Origin of the sequence: Bacillus sp. AM 13(2015) (genome assembly GCF_001518755.1) — a bacterium.
Taxonomy (GTDB): Bacteria; Bacillota; Bacilli; order Bacillales; family Bacillaceae; genus Bacillus; species Bacillus safensis.
Genome location: NZ_LKCP01000032.1, coordinates 58,439 through 77,443 on the forward strand (window position 1 = coordinate 58,439; position 19,005 = coordinate 77,443).

A 19,005-nucleotide genomic window follows, 5' to 3' on the forward strand; every position below is an offset into this window, starting at 1 on the left:
GTGGGGTGCACAAATTAATGGATAAGAAACGAGTAGTTGTTACAGGATTAGGTGCTTTGACACCACTTGGCAACGATGTAGAGTCAACATGGAAAAATGCTTTAGCGGGTGTATCAGGGGTTGGACCGATTACACGTGTCGATTCAAGTGAATATACCGCAAAAGTAGCAGCAGAACTAAAAGATTTTAACATTGAAGATTACATGGAGAAAAAAGAAGCGCGAAAAATGGCACGCTTTACGCAATATGCAGTCGTTGCTGCTCAAAAGGCGCTCGAAGATTCACGTCTTGAAATCACAGATGAAATCGCACCGCGTGTTGGTGTATGGGTTGGGTCTGGTATTGGCGGACTTGAAACATTTGAAGAGCAGTTCGAAGTGTATTCAAATAAAGGGGCAAGACGCGTAAGTCCATTCTTCGTCCCAATGATGATTCCTGATATGGCGACAGGTCAAATCTCTATTGCACTTGGTGCAAAAGGAGTTAACTCTTGTACAGTGACAGCATGTGCAACAGGTACAAACTCAATTGGTGATGCATTTAAAGTCATTCAGCGCGGAGATGCAGATGCAATGATAACAGGCGGAACAGAAGCGCCGTTAACAAAAATGTCGTTTGCGGGTTTCTGTGCGAACAAAGCCCTTTCGACAAATCCTGATCCAAAGACAGCAAGCCGTCCGTTCGACAAAAACCGTGACGGATTTGTCATGGGTGAAGGTGCAGGGATTATTGTTCTTGAAGAACTTGAGCATGCGTTAAAACGTGGTGCGACCATTTATGCTGAAATCGTTGGTTATGGTTCAACTGGAGATGCCTACCATATTACGGCGCCAGCTCCAAACGGTGAAGGCGGCGTCCGTGCAATGCAAGAAGCGATTCGAGATGCAGGTTTGTCTGTGGAAGACATTGATTATATCAATGCCCACGGAACAAGCACACCTTACAATGATAAATTTGAAACAATGGCGATTAAAGAAGTGTTCGGAGAGCATGCGAACCAGCTTGCAATCAGTTCAACAAAATCAATGACAGGTCACTTACTTGGCGCAGCGGGCGGAGTAGAAGCTATTTTCTCTGTTCTTGCGATTAAAGACAGCGTCATTCCTCCGACCATTAATCTTGAAACACCGGATGAAGAATGTGATCTTGATTATGTAGCAAATGAAGCACGTTCAAAAGAAGTACAAGTTGCTTTAAGTAACTCACTTGGTTTTGGCGGGCATAATGCGACAATAATTTTCAAAAAATACGAAGCGTAATACTTCCTGAGAAAGCGGCGGTCGATAAACAGATCGCCGCTTTTTTGCATATGATGAAAATGGAGGTGTTCAGCGGTATGGGTCTGATCAATACACAATATCTCATTCATCAATCATCATCATTTCAGGAGCTTGCGGCGCGCTTTATTCCTTATTTTAAAGGGGCAGAGGAAAAAGAATGGTCGTCTATCCTCGCTCACCTGCAGCATCACGGGATGGTTCGGTCTTGGAGCTCGTGTAAAAACATGATCGACAAGCTCAAAGAAAAAGGGTACTTCAAGCTTGTCATGAAAGAATACCAAACGCTTCAAAAAGAGTGGGAAGGTCCTGACATCCCTGTGTTTATTTTACCTGTCAACGAGAGCAGCAGAGAAATCAGAGAGCAATTTTATTATCAATCCGGCATGGCATTTGATGACAAGGTCTTTCTTTTTTTGTCTCCAAATACCCCGAAGGAGCGAATCGGTACATTGCTGACTCACGAGTATCACCATGTATGCAGGCTGCATTTTCTCTCAAAAGAAGAAAAAGACTTTACATTCCTCGATACAATCATGATGGAGGGGCTCGCTGAATATGCTGTGTATCATAGATATGGTGAAAGCTATACAGCGAAATGGACCACCTTCTATAGCGAATCCCAGCTTCAGCGCATGTACAAGAAATGGGTATCCAGTCATCTTGATCAAAAAGTCCAGGACGACGAAAGGCTGATACAGAATCTTCTTTATGGAAAAGGGAACTACCCTAAAATGCTTGGTTACGCCACCGGGTTTTATATCGTGAAAAAATATTTTAATGAGCACCGAATCAGCGAGGAGTCTATGATTGCAGAGCCGTCAGAAACTTTTTTAAAGGCGATAGAATCAAAAAGTGAGTAATTAACATAAAAAGAGACATATTACAAATTTACTAAATACTTCTTGATTTCGTCATAGCGATGTAATAATATACAAATAATTCTTTTTATTTTAAAAAGACGGAATATTCAGGTTCAATTCTATTGATCTATGGAGAAAGGGGCGAATGAATGAGCACGCTGCTTGAAGTGCAAAACTTAAAAACATATTTTTTTCGAAAAAAGGAACCGATACCTGCTGTTGATGGCGTTGATTTCAGCATCAACAGAGGAGAAACTGTCGCATTAGTCGGTGAGTCTGGATCTGGCAAAAGCATTACGTCCTTATCCATTATGGGTCTGATTCATGGAACTGGTGGGAAAATTATGGACGGTTCTATCAAACTTGATGGAAAGGACCTTGTTACATATAGTGAAAAGGAATTATGCAGCATCCGTGGTAATGAAGTATCTATGATCTTTCAGGAACCCATGACCTCACTTAATCCCGTCTTAACCATCGGAGAACAAATAACAGAAATCCTCATCTATCACAAAAAATTTTCAAAAAAAGAAGCGGTCAAAAAAGCGGTTGATCTGCTGAAGCTTGTTGGTTTTTCCCGTCCGGAGCAAATCATGAAAGATTATCCGCATCGATTATCAGGCGGCATGCGGCAAAGAGTAATGATTGCCATAGCGCTCAGCTGTGATCCGAAGCTTCTCATTGCAGATGAACCGACAACAGCCCTGGATGTGACCATTCAAGCACAGGTCCTCACATTAATGAAAGATTTATGCTCTACCTTTGGTACTTCTATTCTTCTTATCACACATGATTTAGGTGTCGTGTCTGAAGTAGCAGATCGAGTGATTGTCATGTACTGCGGACAGGTTGTTGAAAATGGAACCGTGGAAGAGTTGTTTGAACAGCCGCTTCATCCTTACACAGAAGGGCTGCTTGAATCAATTCCTGTCATTGACGGAGACATCCAGCCGTTAACAGCCATCAAAGGAAATGTTCCTGCGCCAGATCAGCTTCCAGCCGGCTGCCGCTTTGCTCCTAGATGTCCGCAAGTGAAGGAACGCTGCCTGGGTGAACTGCCTAAGCTGAGAACATTTGAAGATGGCAGAAGCGTCAGATGTTTCTTATATGAGGAGGCAGATCAAACATGACCCTTCCTCAAAATCAAACACAAATAACGGAATTACCAGAGAAAGAAACGATTCTTGAACTGAAACAGATTCGAAAACATTTTCCGATTAAAGCGGGTGTCTTTCAGAAAAAAGTCGGTGCAGTAAAAGCTGTTGACGGCATAGACTTGAAGATTTATAAAGGTGAAACGTTAGGTATTGTCGGGGAGTCAGGATGCGGTAAATCCACATTAGGACGGACCATGATTCGTCTATATGAACCAACTGACGGTCAAATCTTTTTTAAAGGGCAAGACATCACGCGCGTATCAGAATCAAAGCTAAGACAATCTACACGAAAAAACATCCAAATGGTTTTTCAAGATCCCTTTGCATCACTCAACCCTAGAAAAACACTTCGAAGCATCATCAAAGAACCCTACAAAACACATCACTTATATTCCTTAAAAGAAAGAAATGAAAAAGTAGAACAGCTTTTATCAAAGGTAGGCCTTCATCCAAGCTTTGCGAACCGCTATCCCCATGAATTTTCAGGCGGGCAGAGGCAGCGAATCGGCATCGCTCGTGCGCTTGCCATGAATCCCGACATGATCATCGCAGATGAGCCTGTATCGGCACTTGATGTATCCATTCAGGCCCAGGTCATTAATCTAATGAAGGAGCTTCAGGAGGAATTTGACCTTACCTATCTATTTATCTCTCACGATTTAAGTGTGGTCAGGCATATTAGCGATAGAGTCGGCGTCATGTATCTAGGCAAAATGATGGAGCTTGCCGATAAACATAGTCTGTACGATGAACCGCTCCATCCATATACACAGGCCTTGCTTTCTTCCGTTCCTGTCACCCGTAAAAAAGGGCAGGTGAAAAGAGAACGCATTATGCTGCAAGGCGACCTGCCGAGTCCTGCAAATCCGCCAAAAGGCTGCGTATTTCACACAAGATGCCCGCATGCGAAAGAAATCTGTAAAGAAAAAGTACCAGCATTTCAGGAGTTAAAAACGAATCACTTTGTTGCCTGCCACCTCTACAACGCTTGATCAAGCTTGTATGATCTCATCTTTGAGAGGGGGGATGAAACAGGATTCTGTCATGATTTTTAAAAAAGAATAGGGGGAATTGTCTATGAAAGTTAGAAATAGAAAGTCCATTTTGGTCAGTTTACTGCTGATTTTTACATTAATCCTAGCTGCTTGTTCTGGTGGAAATAAAACATCTGGAGACAGTGAAAAGAAATCCACTGGTAAACCGGTACAAGGCGGAGATCTTGTCATCGGTTCAATTGCAGAGCCAACATTATTTAACTCTCTGTATTCTACAGATGTGGCAAGCTCTGATATTGAAGAAAGAATCTACAGCTTCTTGCTTCAAACAGACGGAAAGCTGAACCCTCAGCTATCGCTGGCAGAGGATATTAAAGAATCAGATGATGGCAAGCAGTTTGATGTCACCATTAAAAAAGGTGTGAAGTTTCATGATGGTGAAGAACTGACTGCTGATGATGTTGTGTTTACATACAGCATTCCAATCAATAAGGACTACAATGGGGAACGCGGATCAGGCTTTGAAGTATTAGAGTCTGTTAAAAAGACAGGGGACTACTCGATCGAATTTAAGCTTAATAAAAAAGATCCCTATTTTTATAATGTTACATTAGGAAGCTACGGCATTTTACCTAAGCATATTTTAGGTGATGTGCCTATAAAGGATCTCGGTGAAAACGAATTTAACCGAAAAAAACCAATCGGTTCTGGTCCATTTAAATTTGCAGAGTGGAAAGAAGGAGACTACGTCAAACTAGAAGCCTTTGACGATTATTGGGATGGACGTCCATACCTTGATACCGTCACGATTAAAACGATTCCTGACCAAAATGCAGCCATTGCTCAGCTTTCAGCAGGCGATATTGATTTCTTTGCTGTACCAGGAGCGGAGCTGCAAACAGCTGAAAAAGTCAGCAACATTAAAATTGAATCTGACCTAGGCCTGAATTATTCATACATTGGCTGGAACCAGAAAAATGAACTTTTTAAGAGTAAAAAGGTCCGCCAAGCGCTGACACATGCCATTGATCGTCAAACGATTGTTGACCAAGTGTTAGATGGAGACGGCAAAGTAGCTAACATTCCAGAAAGTCCGCTGTCCTGGAACTATCCAAAGGATGAAAGTGTTCCAGTATTTGAATTTGATCAAGAAAAAGCCAAAAAGATGCTGAAAGAAGAGGGATGGGAGGATACAGATGGAGACGGCTATCTTGATAAGGATGGCAAGAAATTCTCCTTTGTCATAAAGACCAACCAAGGAAATAAAGTTCGTGAAGATATCGCTGTCGTTGTCCAGCAGCAGCTCAAAGAAATTGGTGTGGAAGCGAAGCCGCAAATTGTGGAATTCAGTGCACTCATTGAGCAGACGACACCGCCTAAATGGGATTATGATGCACTGCTGCTCGGCTGGAGCCTTGCGACATTCCCTGATCAATTCAGCATCTTCCACTCAAGCCAGTCAGAAAAAGGCTTAAATAACATCTGGTATAAAAATAAAGAGGTCGATAAGCTGTTAGTCGATGCTAAAAAATTAAGCGATCGAAAAGATTATTCAAAGGCATATGAAAAAATTTATAAACTGATCGCAGAGGATCAGCCATATACGTTCCTTTACTATGCTAACTCACATCGCGCTATGCCATCTAATCTTCAAGGCTATTCTTACCACCCGAAAGATGAGTATTACAAAATCGAAAAATGGTGGCTTGAACAGTAGGCTGATAGTGAAGAGGGGGAGGATTCTCCCCATTCACCGTGAGAACAATTCCTTGCATTTGGTGTCCGGTCTTTGCGTGGTGCTAATCGCGCTCTGCATCAGCACGAGAATTCAAGGGGGGTTATATCACGCTGAAAAGAAGACAAAGGGCTAAAATAACTTCATTTTAGCCTTTTTTTCACAGAATGGCGATCCGATGAAAAAGGAGTTGTGCATATGGTTACATATATCATTAGAAGGACATTGCTCTCTATTCCTATTTTATTAGGGATTACCATTTTGTCCTTTGCCATTATGAAAGCAGCACCAGGCGATCCGATGTCACTCATGATGGACCCTACCATTAGTGCGGCAGACCGGGAAGCATTTATTGATAAGTACGGCTTGAATGATCCGGAATATGTGCAATATATGAAATGGCTTGGCAATATGCTTCAAGGTGACTTTGGCACATCCATTGTCAAAAAGGGAACGCCCGTGGCTGATTTGATTTTTGCCCGGCTGCCAAATACCCTCATCCTCATGATTTTTTCTACATTAGTTGCCCTGCTGATCGCCATCCCATTTGGTGTTCTTTCAGCAAAACGTCCGTATACAAAGCTTGACTATGGGATTACGGTTACATCTTTTATCGGACTGGCTATTCCAAACTTTTGGTTTGGTCTCATCCTCATTATGGTTTTATCCGTGAACCTAGGGTGGTTCCCGACTGGCGGAGTCTCTACCTTGAATGCTGATTTTAATGTGTTTGATCGGCTCCATCACATTATTTTACCTGCCTTTGTTTTAGCAACGGCTGATATGGCAGGGCTGACCCGGTACACAAGGTCGAGTATGCTTGATGTCATGAGGCAGGATTACATTCGCACCGCAAGAGCGAAAGGCTTTAGAGAAAACAAAGTTATTTTTAAACATGGTTTACGAAACGGTCTTATGCCTGTCATAACGATTTTCGGATTGATGATACCATCCTTTATTGGCGGCGCGGTTGTGGTGGAACAAATCTTCACCTGGCCTGGACTTGGAAAGCTGTTCATTGATTCTGCCTTTTCGAGAGATTATCCGGTCATTATGGCGATGACCGTTATTTCCGCAGTGCTCGTGGTGGTGGGAAATTTAATAGCGGATATTTTATATGCGATCGTTGACCCGCGTATTGAATATTAGAAGGGAGCTGAAGGACAATTGGCACAGCCTAATATGGGAACACCTCCTGTTGATATCAAATTAAAGGAGGGCCTTCCGCCAAAGCCAGAGACAATGCTGCGTTTATTTTGCGAGAAATTTTTCAAAAATAAATTGGCAGTTGCCGGCTCCGTGATCTTATTGGTCATTATTTTTTCTGCCATTTTTGCTCCAGTGATCGCTCCATATGCACCAGAGCATCAAGATTTATTGAAGCGGCTCCAGCCGCCAAGTGCTGAGCATTTTATGGGGACAGACAAGTTTGGCCGCGATATTTTCTCAAGGGTGCTATATGGCGCGCGCGTTTCTTTATTGGTCGGTTTCGTCTCGGTGGTTGGTGCAATCACTATTGGAACTGTCGTTGGCGCGGTCGCGGGGTATTTCAAAGGGTTTGTTGATTCCTTGTTAATGAGGTTTGTGGATGTCGTGTTGTCGATTCCAGATATTTTTCTATTGATCACGCTCGTCACCATTTTCAAACCGGGCATTGATAAATTGATTTTAATCTTTGCTCTGACTGGCTGGACAACAACCGCCAGGCTCATTCGCAGTGAATTCTTATCACTTCGAACAAGAGAATTCGTACTTGCGGCAAGAACCATTGGAACGAAAAATCATGTCATTATCTTTTCGCATATTTTACCGAACTGTATCGGTCCTATTATTGTGTCAGCTACATTAAAAGTAGGCTCTGTCATTTTAGCTGAATCAACGCTCAGCTACCTTGGCTTTGGTATTCAGCCGCCAACGGCAAGCTGGGGCAACATGCTGCAAGATGCACAAAATTTCTCGATTATGGTGCAAGCGTGGTGGTACCCGCTTTTCCCAGGCTTACTCATTTTGCTGACTGTTTTATGTTTTAATTTTTTAGGAGATGGGCTGAGAGATGCGCTTGATCCTAAAAAGCTGAAGTAAGGTTTAAAGGGGCTCTGCGTGCGCCCTCCGTTTCCTGAATGAAATAAAGACACGAAGCCGTCATTCATCCAGCTTGAAGTTTTGATAAAGTTGGAATAATTTCTCTATCCCTTGCCCATACTGTGGACAACAGTTTTTATAAAGTGAGGGATTGGTTATGTTATTTCTTCATGACGTATGGGTGAATTGGTTTGAAGGGGAAGAAAATGGCTACAATGTGTGTCATTTTCATGAGTGGCGTAAGGAGGACAGCGTTGAGCTGTTAGATCAAGTGCCTTTACTTAAGGTGCAGAGTCCTTTGTTTGATTACATAGAGAATGATCTTTCAGAGCTGCCAAAGACGCTGCTAGAGTCTGTTTTTGAGAAATCATATATTCGAAAAAATCATGAGCGCCGTAAATTAGAATATTGCTTTGTAGTCACAGACGGCATACGAATCATTGCCGTGGATACGATTGGGTATTCCATTCCTGTGAGAAAAAGCCGCTTGATCCCAAGGCAGGAGCAATTGGTCTATGAAATGGTGAAAGATGTGAAAGCAGAAGAATATGAATTCTCTAAGGACAGTCTTGAATCGACGAAGGAGTACCACATTCTATCACTGCCGCCGCAGCATATCAGCGGATTAACGAGAAAAGAAAGACAGCTGAAGCAGCTGATGTTTATGGCACTCGATCAATTAAAGGGGCTCCAAAACAGGGCGGAGATTGCGTATTGGTATACGGAATGGAACCCGCGCATGTACAACCAAATCAAACGAATGTCATTCGAAGAGATTTGGAACATGCTTTACAATGAAACGATTGATGGGTGGTCAGAGAATCATTTAGCCTTCTGTGAAAAAATGATTAAAGGACAGCCATTTTTCGAAAAGCTTTGGGAAATGGAAAACGAATCAAAAGTAAATTAGAAAAAGCTTGCAGCGGGTAGTGCTGCAAGCTTTTTTTATTTGCGTTTTCTGCCAAGACCCATCGCATTCTCCATTTTTTTCAGCATTTTGTTTGCTGCGCGGTTTGCTTTTTCAGCACCTTCGTCTAGAATACGGTCAAGCTCGTCTGATTCAATCAGTTCATGGTAACGATCTTGAATTGGTTTTAAAGCATCAACGACAACGTTCGCAAGATCTCCTTTAAACTCACCATATCCTTTGCCTTCGTACTTTTGCTCCAGCTCTGCAATCGATATGTTGCCTAATACAGAATAAATCGTCAGCAAGTTGGCAATTCCAGGCTTGTTCTCTTTGTCATACTTGACGATGCCTTCTGAATCCGTCACAGCACTTTTGATTTTCTTTTCAAGCTGCTTTGGTTCATCTAATAAGGTAATGAAGGATTTTTGGTTCGGATCGGATTTGCTCATTTTTTTCGTTGGATCTGTTAAAGACATTATCCGAGCGCCTTCTTTTGGAATTTTCACTTCAGGCACAGTGAAGATGTCATTGTATTTTCGGTTAAAGCGTTCAGCAAGCGTTCTAGTCAATTCAAGATGCTGCTTTTGGTCTTCTCCAACAGGGACTAAATCAGTACCATATAATAAGATATCGCCAGCCATTAATGGGGGATACGTTAATAGGCCTGAAACAACGGCTTCCTTACCAGCGGATTTGTCCTTGAATTGGGTCATTCTTTCTAATTCTCCAATATAAGCAACACATTGCAGCATCCATCCTGCCTGGGCGTGAGCAGGTACCTCTGATTGGATAAACAATGTTGCCTTCTCTGGATCAAGTCCAACGGCTAAATAAAGAGCTGCTAAGCTTCTAATATTTTGGCGGAGAGCTAATCGGTCCTGACTCACTGTAATCGCATGCTGATCTACGACACAAAAATAGCCATTATAGTCATGCTGCAAATCGACAAATTGCTTCATTGCTCCAATATAGTTCCCTAATGTGACAGAACCGCTCGGCTGAATGCCTGAAAAAATTGTCTTCTTTGTCATACTAAAACCTCTTTTCTTCAATATAAAAAAGGCCCACCCATCACTTTTCAACAGAAAAGGGACGAATGAACCGTGGTACCACCCTTGTTATTTCACATAGAAATCACTCAAGACGTTGATAACGGAGACTGCTCCGTCTAAGCCTACTCACTTTTTTAGAAGTGTTCGGTTAGCTGCTCCAAAGCCCATTCCATACATGCCATTATCTGCTCACACCGGCCGCAGACTCTCTGTAAATGGTGAATATATGTACTCTTCTTTTTCACCGCAACAATATGTCTATCTATTATAAAGGATGTCCATGAAAAAGTCACGAAGCCATTATGTGACCTTCTCATCATGCCTATTGACACTTAAAATTTTAGATAAAATAACAAATATCTGTCAGAATTTTTTAAAAAAGGATGATTAATTATATGTATAAAACATTATTCCTGCTGAATTTGTTAAATTATTTTAATCAATTTACGCTTTAATTTGTTGAAGTGATTGAGACTTTAGTTTATAAAAATCCCTCTTTATCCCCATTTACGTTTTTAAAAAATATATGAAATTGATATTGCAATAAATTATTCTATTCATTATAATGAATTTGTTCACACGTTTGTGCTAGGCTCTTTACATAGTGAAAATTCAGAAAAAACAAAAGAAATAGAAAGTAAGCTATTCAGGGACTTTTTTACGCTATTTCTTAAATCTGAATCTCATCTTCTATCGAGACCTTTGAACTAAAAACATATTATAAGGGGGAATACAGTTGAAAAAGCGTTGGTCTGTTGTTACTTTAATGCTTATTTTCACACTTGTATTAAGCGCTTGTGGTTTCAGCGGAAACAAATCAGGCGACAGCACGAGCAGTTCTGGAGAGGCTAAAACAACATTAAATGTGAATATCTCCACTGAGCCTTTTTCTCTACATCCGGGATTGGCAAATGATTCAACTTCAGGTAGTGTCATCCGTCAGACTTTTGAAGGATTAACAAGAATTAACGCTGAAGGAAAGCCAGAAAATGCAATGGCTTCTGATATCAAAACAAGTGCTGATGGTAAAACATACACATTCACACTTCGTGATGCAAAATGGTCTAATGGTGACCCTGTTACAGCTAAAGATTTCGAATATGCTTGGAAATGGGCATTAGATCCTAAAAATGAATCTCAATATGCTTACCAGCTTTACTATATTAAAGGTGCTGAAGCAGCGAACAAAGGGAAAGCGAAAGTTGCTGATGTTGGCATTAAAGCTAAAGACGACAAAACGCTTGTAGTTGAGCTAGAGAACCCAACACCGTTCTTTACTGAACTAACTGCATTCTATACGTATATGCCAATCAACAAAAAAGTGGCTGAAAAGAATAAAAACTGGTACACAAATGCTGGTGAAAACTACGTATCTAACGGACCATTCGTTCTTTCTAAATGGAAACATGGCGGTTCTATCACGCTTGAAAAGAACAATGAATACTGGGATAAAGATACTGTGAAATTGAAAAAAATCAACATGTCTATGATCAAAGATACAAACACTGAGCTTAGCATGTTCAAAAAAGGCGAGCTTGACTGGGCTGGTTCTCCAACTGGAAGCCTTCCAACTGAGTCTTTAAAAACATTGAAAAAAGAAGGCGGTCTGAAAATCCAAACGATCGCTGGTATCTATAACTACAAATTCAACACAAAAGTAAAACCTTTAAACAATGCAAATATCCGTAAGGCCCTGACATACTCAATCAACCGTCAAGCGATCGTTGACAAAATTACGCAAGGTGAGCAAGTGCCAGCAATGGCAATCGTTCCTCCAACAATGGAAGGATTCACTGATAACAAAACTGGCTACTTCAAAGATCACGATGTAGCAACTGCTAAAGAGCTTCTTGAAAAAGGTGTGAAAGAATTAGGTTATAAGTCTGTTTCTGATCTTCCAACATTGAAACTTTCTTACAACACTGATGAAGGCCACCAAAAGATTGCACAAGCAATTCAAGAAATGTGGAAAAAAGATTTAGGTGTGAAAGTTGAACTTGATAACTCTGAGTGGAACGTATACATCGACAAAATCCACAGTGGAGACTACCAAATCGGACGTATGGGCTGGTTAGGTGACTTCAACGATCCAGTGAACTTCCTTGAGCTTTACAAAGATAAAGACGGTGGAAACAACGACACTGGATGGGAAAGCAAAGAGTACAAACAATTGTTGAATGATTCTGCTAAAGAAACAGATAAAACAAAGCGTGAAGAAATGCTGAAAAAAGCAGAAGAAATCATCATCAACGATATGCCTGTAGCACCAATTTACTTCTACACTCAGCTTTGGGTACAAGATCCTAAACTAAAAGGTGTAGTTGTATCTGGACTAGGTGATGTTCAATACAAATGGGCACATTTCGAAAAGTAAGAGTCATAGTGTAAGAGATCTACGGCAAGGATCTTAAGGTATATGGAGGATGTCTCTCCATATACCTTTCTTGCTGATTAGAGAAATTGTTGTAAAATCATGGAGGTGCAATTCCGTTGCTTAAATATATCGGTAAGCGATTAATATATATTTTAATCACACTGTTTGTTATTGTAACTGCAACTTTCTTTCTCATGCAGGCAGCACCTGGTGGTCCATTCTCTGGAGAGAAGAAACTTCCTGCTGAAATTGAAGCAAACCTAAACGAGCACTACGGATTGGACAAGCCCTTATTTGTTCAATATGTAAGCTACTTAGGTTCAGTTGCAAAATTAGATTTTGGTCCCTCATTTAAATATAAAGGACAAACCGTAAATGACTTAATCAGTTCTGGATTCCCCGTTTCCTTTACCCTCGGAATTGAGGCAATTCTCCTCGCATTAGCATTTGGTGTATTGTTTGGGGTCCTTGCAGCGCTCTATCATAACAAGTGGCAAGACTATACGATTGCCATTTTAACGATCTTTGGAATCTCAGTTCCAAGTTTCATTTTAGCGGCGCTACTACAATATGTATTTGCATCTGAGGCAAGCATTATAGCGATCTTCCCAGTTGCAGGATGGGAGTCTTGGGCCAGCACCGTACTACCTTCTATTGCACTTTCCTTCATGCCAATGGCATTTATCGCTAGACTTGCACGGTCAAGTATGCTTGAAGTACTAAATAGTGACTACATTAGAACGGCTAGAGCGAAAGGATTAACAAAATCAGCTGTGACGATCAAACACGCCATCCGAAACGCATTGTTGCCTGTTATCACATACATGGGACCAATGGCTGCTTCAGTTTTAACAGGTAGTTTTGTCGTTGAGAAGATATTTGGTATCCCTGGCTTAGGCTCTCACTTTGTCACAAGCATTACAAACCGTGATTACACTGTCATCATGGGTGTAACAGTCTTCTACAGTATTATTCTATTAGTCAGTATTCTAGTCGTTGACGTTCTCTACGGTATTATCGATCCTAGAATTAAACTGACGAAGGCGAAGAAAGGGGTCTAACACATGGAAGAGATGAGAAAAGATTTATTTGTGCCTGCGACAGCTGACGCAGCAGAATCTGAAAAAATTTCTAAACCTAGTCTATCTTTATGGAAGGATGCTATGCTTCGCTTCCGTGCCAATAAACTTGCAATGGTTGGACTCACAATCATTTTTATTATTGTGATGCTGGCCATCTTTGTTCCGATTTTTTCTAAATATGATTACTCTACGACCGATTTATTGAATGCTGACCAGCCGCCTTCAAAAGAGCACTGGTTCGGTACAGATGATTTAGGACGTGACATGTTTGTCCGTACATGGGTCGGGGCAAGAATTTCGATCTTCATCGGTCTTGCTGCAGCGCTCCTTGACGTAATCATCGGTATTATCTGGGGAAGTATTGCTGCGTTCAAAGGCGGCCGTACAGATGAAGTGATGATGCGTATTGCAGACGTTTTATGGGCAATTCCAACACTATTAATGGTTATCTTAATGATGGTTGTTCTGCCAAAAGGATTATTAACAATTATCCTCGCCATGACAGTCGTAGGCTGGATTAACATGGCACGGATTGTTCGGGGACAGGTTTTACAATTAAAGAGTCAAGAATACGTTCTTGCAGCACAAACATTAGGTGCGAAAACATCTAGACTTTTATTTAAACACTTAATTCCAAACTCAATGGGACCAATTCTTGTGACGATGACATTAACGATTCCTTCTGCTATCTTCACAGAGGCATTCCTAAGCTATTTAGGGCTTGGTGTACCTCAGCCATTAGCAAGCTGGGGAACAATGGCGTCTGACGGCATTCCAGCCATGACGTACTACCCTTGGAGATTATGGTTCCCAGCCGCATTTATCTGTATTACAATGTTTGGTTTTAACGTGGTTGGAGACGGACTAAGAGACGCTTTAGATCCGAAGTTGCGTAAATAAGGAGTGATTAGGATGGAACGTGAACGTATTCTAGAGGTGAAAGACCTTGCAATCTCATTTAAAACATATGGTGGAGAAGTTCAAGCCATTCGTGGTGTGAACTTCCACTTAAATAAAGGCGAGACACTGGCTATTGTAGGTGAATCTGGCTCTGGTAAAAGTGTGACATCACAAGCGATCATGAGACTAATTCCGATGCCGCCGGGTTATTTCAAGCGCGGACAGATCCTGTTTGATGGCCAAGATATTGTCAAGAAAACCGAGAAACAAATGCAAACCATTCGAGGAAAAGATATCTCAATGATCTTCCAAGATCCGATGACGTCTTTGAATCCAACGATGAAAGTCGGGAAGCAAATTACAGAAGTGCTGTTCAAGCATGAACAAATTTCAAAAGAAGCGGCTGAAAAAAGAGCCATTGAACTATTGGAGCTTGTAGGAATTCCAATGCCTGAAAAAAGAATTAAACAATATCCGCACGAATTTAGTGGCGGGATGAGACAAAGGGTTGTCATCGCCATGGCGCTTGCAGCAGATCCAAAGCTGTTGATTGCCGATGAGCCGACGACTGCACTTGATGTAACAATTCAAGCACAAATTTTAGAATTAATGAAAGAAATTCAGAAAAAGGTTGACACTTCGATTATCTTTATTACGCATGATCTAGGTGTTGTTGCCAACGTTGCTGATCGTGTAGCTGTTATGTATGCAGGACAGATTGTGGAGACAGGGACTGTTGATGAAATTTTCTACAATCCAAAGCATCCGTATACATGGGGACTTTTAGCATCAATGCCGAGCCTTGACACTGATGGCGGAGATGAAGGAAAGCTGACTGCTATTCCAGGAACACCGCCAGATCTGACAAACCCGCCGAAAGGAGATGCATTTGCACTCCGCAGCGATTATGCAATGAAAATTGACTTCGAACAAGAACCACCAATGTTCAAAGTATCAGATACGCATTATGTGAAATCATGGCTACTTCATCCGAATGCACCTAAAGTTGAACCGCCTGCTTCTGTAAAGGCGAGAATGCGTGAACTAGAAGGTAGCTACGAAAAACCTGTATTAGTAAAAGAGGGTGAATAGCATGGCAGAAAAACTGTTAGAAATCAAAAATTTGAAGCAGCATTTCCATACAGCAAGAGGAACTGTGAAAGCAGTAGATGGGGTTTCATTTGATATTTACAAAGGTGAAACGCTTGGTCTTGTAGGTGAGTCTGGTTGTGGTAAATCCACTACGGGCCGTTCGATTATTAGACTTTATGATGCGACAGATGGTGAAGTTCTTTATAAAGGGGAAAATGTACACGGGAAGAAATCAAGACAAAAAATGCTTGAATTCAACCGTCAAATGCAGATGATCTTCCAAGATCCATATGCTTCACTCAACCCTAGAATGACAGTGCTTGATATCATTGCAGAGGGCATCGATATTCATGGTCTTGCGAAAACAAAAAAGGCGCGTAAAGAGCGTGTGATCCAATTACTTGAAACGGTTGGCTTGAACAAAGAGCATGCGAACAGATATCCGCATGAATTCTCAGGTGGTCAAAGGCAGCGTATCGGAATTGCACGTGCATTAGCAGTAGAGCCAGATTTCATCATCGCCGATGAACCAATCTCTGCATTAGACGTGTCGATCCAAGCGCAGGTCGTCAACTTATTGAAAGAGCTTCAAGAGGAAAAAGGCTTAACGTATTTATTCATTGCGCATGACCTGTCCATGGTAAAATACATCAGCGATCGTATCGGCGTGATGTATTTCGGAAAATTGGTTGAGCTGGCACCAGCGAATGAATTATACGAAAACCCGCTTCACCCATACACAAAATCATTATTGTCTGCGATTCCGCTTCCAGATCCTGATTATGAGCGTAACCGTAAACGAATCAAGTATGATCCATCTGTTCACAAAGGAACTAACACCGAGTTCCGTGAAGTGAAGCCAGGTCACTTTGTGAGCTGCACAGAGGAAGAATTCAAAGAGCTTCAGGCGAAACAATCATAAGAAGAGAGAAGCACTGCTAATGCAGTGCTTTTTTTATTTTACAAAAAAACAAGATGATGGTAATTTTTAGTTAAGTACAAGCAGATACCGGAGGAAATCAAATGTCCAATTGGAAAACCTATCGTTATTCATTGCTTCATGTTCTCATTGTATTCATACTATTTTCAACGTCTTTTTTCAGGAAACCAAACGGAGGAAAGTGGATGCTCTTGTTTATGGTGCTCATTGGGATTGTGTCTTTTTCAGTGGAATATATGCTTAACCGAAAGACAAGGGGGCAGAAGCAAGAAGCACGGCGTGTAAAATATCTTTATTTCATCATGTTGCAAATCACGATGACACTGATCTTGTTTGACTGTATTCAACTCGTCATGAATCGTTCGTTATAAAACTTTTTTTACGTTAATTGAAAAAAAGTGAAACTACTGAAGACTTTGCTGCGTCTTACTAGTACAGGCGTTTAAATAGCAGGAAATCGGGAATATCTAAGGAAGTGGTTCTTAACTATAGCATAAGGAGCAGATCCATGAATTGGTATGAAAAGCTCAGTGAATACTTCCCGATAGAAGAAATGAAGTCAAAAGAGCATATGGAAGCTTTATTAAAGGAAAGAAGTGATATTTATCATAAGGAGGAAGGACCTCATCATGTGATGATGTACGCCGAATTTGATTCTTTCATCTTTATTGATTATTTATTTGTTTCCAAAGATGCAAGAGGTGAAGGCCTCGGATCAAAGCTGATCCATAAGCTGAAGGAAAAAAAGAAACCGATCTTGCTTGAAGTCGAGCCTGTAGATGAAGATGATGCAGATACTGCAAAACGCCTAAAGTTTTACCAAAGAGAGCACTTCAAGCATGCAGAATCAATCGGTTATAAACGCAGGTCACTTGCAACAAATGAAGTGAACCGCATGGAAATTCTTTATTGGTCGCCTCTTACAAATCATGAGGAAGAGATCATGGAAGCCATGAGGAAGACCTATGAACGAATTCATACGTATAAAGATGAAGAATGGTATGGACAATCGTATGAGGATGTTGATGATGTATTGAAGATCATTGAAAATAGAAAGCAAAAAAATATTTTCGATCATCTCGACTAAATGAGAATGTTCTGACATCAAGCAGCACCACAAAATGAATGAAATTGTCTAGTTTTTGTCACAAAAATTGCAAGAAAATCTGTTCACACTTACTTTTTTATAGTATAATCACTATAAAGATTACTTATTTAGAACAATTTTAATTTAAGAATACAGATCAATATTCATTCTACAAATTGAGGAGTGAAGATTTATGGTAACATTATACACATCACCAAGCTGTACATCATGTAGAAAAGCAAGAGCGTGGTTAGAAGAGCACAATATCCCATATCAAGAGAGAAACATTTTTTCTGAGCCTCTTTCAATCGATGAAATCAAAGAAATTCTTCGAATGACAGAAGACGGTACAGACGAAATTATCTCAACACGTTCAAAAGTATTCCAAAAACTAAATGTCAATGTTGAGACAATGCCGCTTCAACAATTGTATAAACTAATCAATGAGCATCCAGGTCTTTTACGTCGTCCAATTATCTTGGATGAAAAAAGATTACAAGTTGGGTACAATGAAGATGAAATTAGACGTTTCTTGCCAAGAACGGTTCGTACATTCCAACTTAGAGAAGCTCAGCGACTTGCTAACTAATATAAACACGAAAAGCTGCCGATCATTTGGCAGCTTTTTTTATTTGGTTTCAGCCGTTTGTTCGTAAAAGAGGCTGGCTAATATGACCACTATGACGGTTAAGAACGGAAGCAACAATTCAAGCGTGGCATGCTGTGACATAAATTCAGTCAATTTTACATCACGCACAATCATTTCTCCGCCAGTAAAGGCCAATAGCGCACTTCCTCCGTATAAAAGAAACGGAAATTTGGTCAAAGCTGCATGAATCAGCTTGCTTCCCCAAATAATAATCGGTACAGAAATCATGAGGCCAAAAGCGGTCAGAAGCATGTTGCCTTTTGCCGCACCTGCAACTGCGATGACATTATCAAGTGACATAAAGAGGTCGGCAATCACAATGGTTTGCACCGCACGCCAAAGGGAGCCGCTGCTCTTAATCCGAATCGATTCCTTCTTTTGTTCAATTAACAGATTGTATCCTATATAAAGGAGAAAAAGACCGCCAACAAACTGCAAATAAGGGATAGTCAATAAATAAACGGCGGCACCAGTCATTGTAATTCTCATCAGCACGGCTAAAAGTGTGCCGATCCAAATGGCTTTATTGCGTTTATCATGTGATAAATTTCGACTGGCCATTGCAATGATGAGCGCATTATCTCCGCCTAAAATCAGGTCTATGCCAATAATCATCAGTAAGGATACGATCCACTCTGTTTCCATCCAATTCACCTCATGTCCCAAATAGAGCTCGTACAACCAATATATGAAGACAATTCAAATATATGTTTCTGCAAGTTTTCTCTGCAAAAAATGCGTTTTTATTTCTTTTATTCATGTTTTATCATAAAATAGACAGTACGAAGCAATACCTCAATTCTTTAAACG

At 40.9% G+C, this 19,005-nt stretch carries 18 protein-coding genes and 1 other annotated feature; of the genes, 16 read left to right on the forward strand and 2 right to left on the reverse strand.

The annotated features are described in order from the left end of the window. The first annotated feature begins 17 nt into the window (after positions 1 to 17). From fabF to AOQ70_RS04065, 8 genes are all read left to right on the forward strand, one after another. Complete coding sequence (gene fabF, locus AOQ70_RS04030; protein WP_039177794.1) at positions 18 to 1,259, forward strand: beta-ketoacyl-ACP synthase II; 1,242 nt, start codon at positions 18 to 20, stop codon at positions 1,257 to 1,259. Between the two features lie 77 nt (positions 1,260 to 1,336). Further along, the gene (locus tag AOQ70_RS04035) at positions 1,337 to 2,140 is read left to right on the forward strand and encodes a DUF2268 domain-containing protein (RefSeq protein ID WP_039177797.1); all 804 of its coding nucleotides are present in this window, start codon (positions 1,337 to 1,339) and stop codon (positions 2,138 to 2,140) included. Between the two features lie 149 nt (positions 2,141 to 2,289). Then, positions 2,290 to 3,270: an ABC transporter ATP-binding protein gene (locus AOQ70_RS04040; protein WP_039177799.1), complete on the forward strand. Its 981-nt coding sequence runs from the start codon at positions 2,290 to 2,292 to the stop codon at positions 3,268 to 3,270. After that, on the forward strand, positions 3,267 to 4,289 hold the full coding sequence (locus AOQ70_RS04045; RefSeq protein ID WP_059374932.1) for an ABC transporter ATP-binding protein: 1,023 nt from the start codon (positions 3,267 to 3,269) through the stop codon (positions 4,287 to 4,289). The genes AOQ70_RS04040 and AOQ70_RS04045 overlap by 4 nt, the downstream gene beginning before the upstream one ends. Before the next feature lie 85 nt (positions 4,290 to 4,374). Beyond that, on the forward strand, positions 4,375 to 6,009 hold the full coding sequence (locus tag AOQ70_RS04050; RefSeq protein ID WP_039177804.1) for a peptide-binding protein: 1,635 nt from the start codon (positions 4,375 to 4,377) through the stop codon (positions 6,007 to 6,009). A 216-nt stretch (positions 6,010 to 6,225) separates the two neighbouring features. Beyond that, entirely contained in the window at positions 6,226 to 7,176 is a 951-nt protein-coding gene (locus AOQ70_RS04055) for an ABC transporter permease (RefSeq protein WP_034621771.1), read from the forward strand. Between the two features lie 33 nt (positions 7,177 to 7,209). Further along, entirely contained in the window at positions 7,210 to 8,109 is a 900-nt protein-coding gene (opp4C, locus tag AOQ70_RS04060; RefSeq protein ID WP_080772319.1) for an oligopeptide ABC transporter permease, read from the forward strand. 157 nt (positions 8,110 to 8,266) lie between these two features. Next, positions 8,267 to 9,019, forward strand: a complete 753-nt coding sequence (locus AOQ70_RS04065; protein WP_039177811.1) for a YjbA family protein — start codon at positions 8,267 to 8,269, stop codon at positions 9,017 to 9,019. 35 nt (positions 9,020 to 9,054) lie between these two features. Here the strand turns inward: AOQ70_RS04065 and trpS are convergent, their stop codons facing one another. Then, the gene (gene trpS, locus AOQ70_RS04070; RefSeq protein WP_059374933.1) at positions 9,055 to 10,050 is read right to left on the reverse strand and encodes a tryptophan--tRNA ligase; all 996 of its coding nucleotides are present in this window, start codon (positions 10,048 to 10,050) and stop codon (positions 9,055 to 9,057) included. A 54-nt stretch (positions 10,051 to 10,104) separates the two neighbouring features. Then, positions 10,105 to 10,325, reverse strand: a binding site (T-box leader). A gap of 482 nt (positions 10,326 to 10,807) precedes the next feature. Between trpS and AOQ70_RS04075 the strand changes: the two genes are divergently transcribed. The 8 genes from AOQ70_RS04075 to spxA all read left to right on the forward strand — a co-directional run bounded on the left by AOQ70_RS04075 (position 10,808) and on the right by spxA (position 18,135). Then, on the forward strand, positions 10,808 to 12,445 hold the full coding sequence (locus AOQ70_RS04075) for a peptide ABC transporter substrate-binding protein (protein WP_059374935.1): 1,638 nt from the start codon (positions 10,808 to 10,810) through the stop codon (positions 12,443 to 12,445). A gap of 116 nt (positions 12,446 to 12,561) precedes the next feature. Then, positions 12,562 to 13,506, forward strand: a complete 945-nt coding sequence (locus AOQ70_RS04080) for an ABC transporter permease (protein WP_047201795.1) — start codon at positions 12,562 to 12,564, stop codon at positions 13,504 to 13,506. Between the two features lie 3 nt (positions 13,507 to 13,509). Then, complete coding sequence (locus AOQ70_RS04085; RefSeq protein WP_047201796.1) at positions 13,510 to 14,427, forward strand: ABC transporter permease; 918 nt, start codon at positions 13,510 to 13,512, stop codon at positions 14,425 to 14,427. Between the two features lie 12 nt (positions 14,428 to 14,439). Beyond that, entirely contained in the window at positions 14,440 to 15,519 is a 1,080-nt protein-coding gene (locus tag AOQ70_RS04090; protein ID WP_024426479.1) for an ABC transporter ATP-binding protein, read from the forward strand. A 1-nt stretch (position 15,520) separates the two neighbouring features. Then, entirely contained in the window at positions 15,521 to 16,441 is a 921-nt protein-coding gene (locus AOQ70_RS04095; RefSeq protein ID WP_059374939.1) for an ABC transporter ATP-binding protein, read from the forward strand. 101 nt (positions 16,442 to 16,542) lie between these two features. Then, the gene (locus tag AOQ70_RS04100; protein ID WP_059374947.1) at positions 16,543 to 16,830 is read left to right on the forward strand and encodes a hypothetical protein; all 288 of its coding nucleotides are present in this window, start codon (positions 16,543 to 16,545) and stop codon (positions 16,828 to 16,830) included. A 137-nt stretch (positions 16,831 to 16,967) separates the two neighbouring features. Next, positions 16,968 to 17,546, forward strand: coding sequence for a GNAT family N-acetyltransferase (locus tag AOQ70_RS04105; RefSeq protein WP_024425040.1), 579 nt, complete (start codon positions 16,968 to 16,970; stop codon positions 17,544 to 17,546). A 193-nt stretch (positions 17,547 to 17,739) separates the two neighbouring features. Next, a complete protein-coding gene (spxA, locus tag AOQ70_RS04110) occupies positions 17,740 to 18,135 on the forward strand; it encodes a transcriptional regulator SpxA (protein WP_003211421.1) in 396 nt (131 codons plus the stop codon). Positions 18,136 to 18,174: 39 nt separating this feature from the next. On the opposite strand, the gene AOQ70_RS04115 is transcribed toward spxA, so the two are convergent. Beyond that, positions 18,175 to 18,840, reverse strand: coding sequence for a TerC family protein (locus AOQ70_RS04115; RefSeq protein WP_059374948.1), 666 nt, complete (start codon positions 18,838 to 18,840; stop codon positions 18,175 to 18,177). Positions 18,841 to 19,005: the final 165 nt, after the last annotated feature.

Excerpts from the sequence above, each read along its gene's own strand:
- AOQ70_RS04040 (WP_039177799.1), top strand. The coding sequence starts at position 2,290 with ATGAGCACGCTGCTTGAAGTGCAAAACTTAAAAACATATTTTTTTCGA.
- opp4C (WP_080772319.1), top strand. The coding sequence starts at position 7,210 with ATGGGAACACCTCCTGTTGATATCAAATTAAAGGAGGGCCTTCCGCCA.
- spxA (WP_003211421.1), top strand. The coding sequence starts at position 17,740 with ATGGTAACATTATACACATCACCAAGCTGTACATCATGTAGAAAAGCA.
- AOQ70_RS04065 (WP_039177811.1), top strand. The coding sequence starts at position 8,267 with ATGTTATTTCTTCATGACGTATGGGTGAATTGGTTTGAAGGGGAAGAA.
- AOQ70_RS04085 (WP_047201796.1), top strand. The coding sequence starts at position 13,510 with ATGGAAGAGATGAGAAAAGATTTATTTGTGCCTGCGACAGCTGACGCA.
- AOQ70_RS04090 (WP_024426479.1), top strand. The coding sequence starts at position 14,440 with ATGGAACGTGAACGTATTCTAGAGGTGAAAGACCTTGCAATCTCATTT.
- fabF (WP_039177794.1), top strand. The coding sequence starts at position 18 with ATGGATAAGAAACGAGTAGTTGTTACAGGATTAGGTGCTTTGACACCA.
- AOQ70_RS04105 (WP_024425040.1), top strand. The coding sequence starts at position 16,968 with ATGAATTGGTATGAAAAGCTCAGTGAATACTTCCCGATAGAAGAAATG.
- trpS (WP_059374933.1), bottom strand. The coding sequence starts at position 10,050 with ATGACAAAGAAGACAATTTTTTCAGGCATTCAGCCGAGCGGTTCTGTC.
- AOQ70_RS04035 (WP_039177797.1), top strand. The coding sequence starts at position 1,337 with ATGGGTCTGATCAATACACAATATCTCATTCATCAATCATCATCATTT.
- AOQ70_RS04095 (WP_059374939.1), top strand. The coding sequence starts at position 15,521 with ATGGCAGAAAAACTGTTAGAAATCAAAAATTTGAAGCAGCATTTCCAT.
- AOQ70_RS04115 (WP_059374948.1), bottom strand. The coding sequence starts at position 18,840 with ATGGAAACAGAGTGGATCGTATCCTTACTGATGATTATTGGCATAGAC.
- AOQ70_RS04045 (WP_059374932.1), top strand. The coding sequence starts at position 3,267 with ATGACCCTTCCTCAAAATCAAACACAAATAACGGAATTACCAGAGAAA.
- AOQ70_RS04050 (WP_039177804.1), top strand. The coding sequence starts at position 4,375 with ATGAAAGTTAGAAATAGAAAGTCCATTTTGGTCAGTTTACTGCTGATT.
- AOQ70_RS04100 (WP_059374947.1), top strand. The coding sequence starts at position 16,543 with ATGTCCAATTGGAAAACCTATCGTTATTCATTGCTTCATGTTCTCATT.
- AOQ70_RS04055 (WP_034621771.1), top strand. The coding sequence starts at position 6,226 with ATGGTTACATATATCATTAGAAGGACATTGCTCTCTATTCCTATTTTA.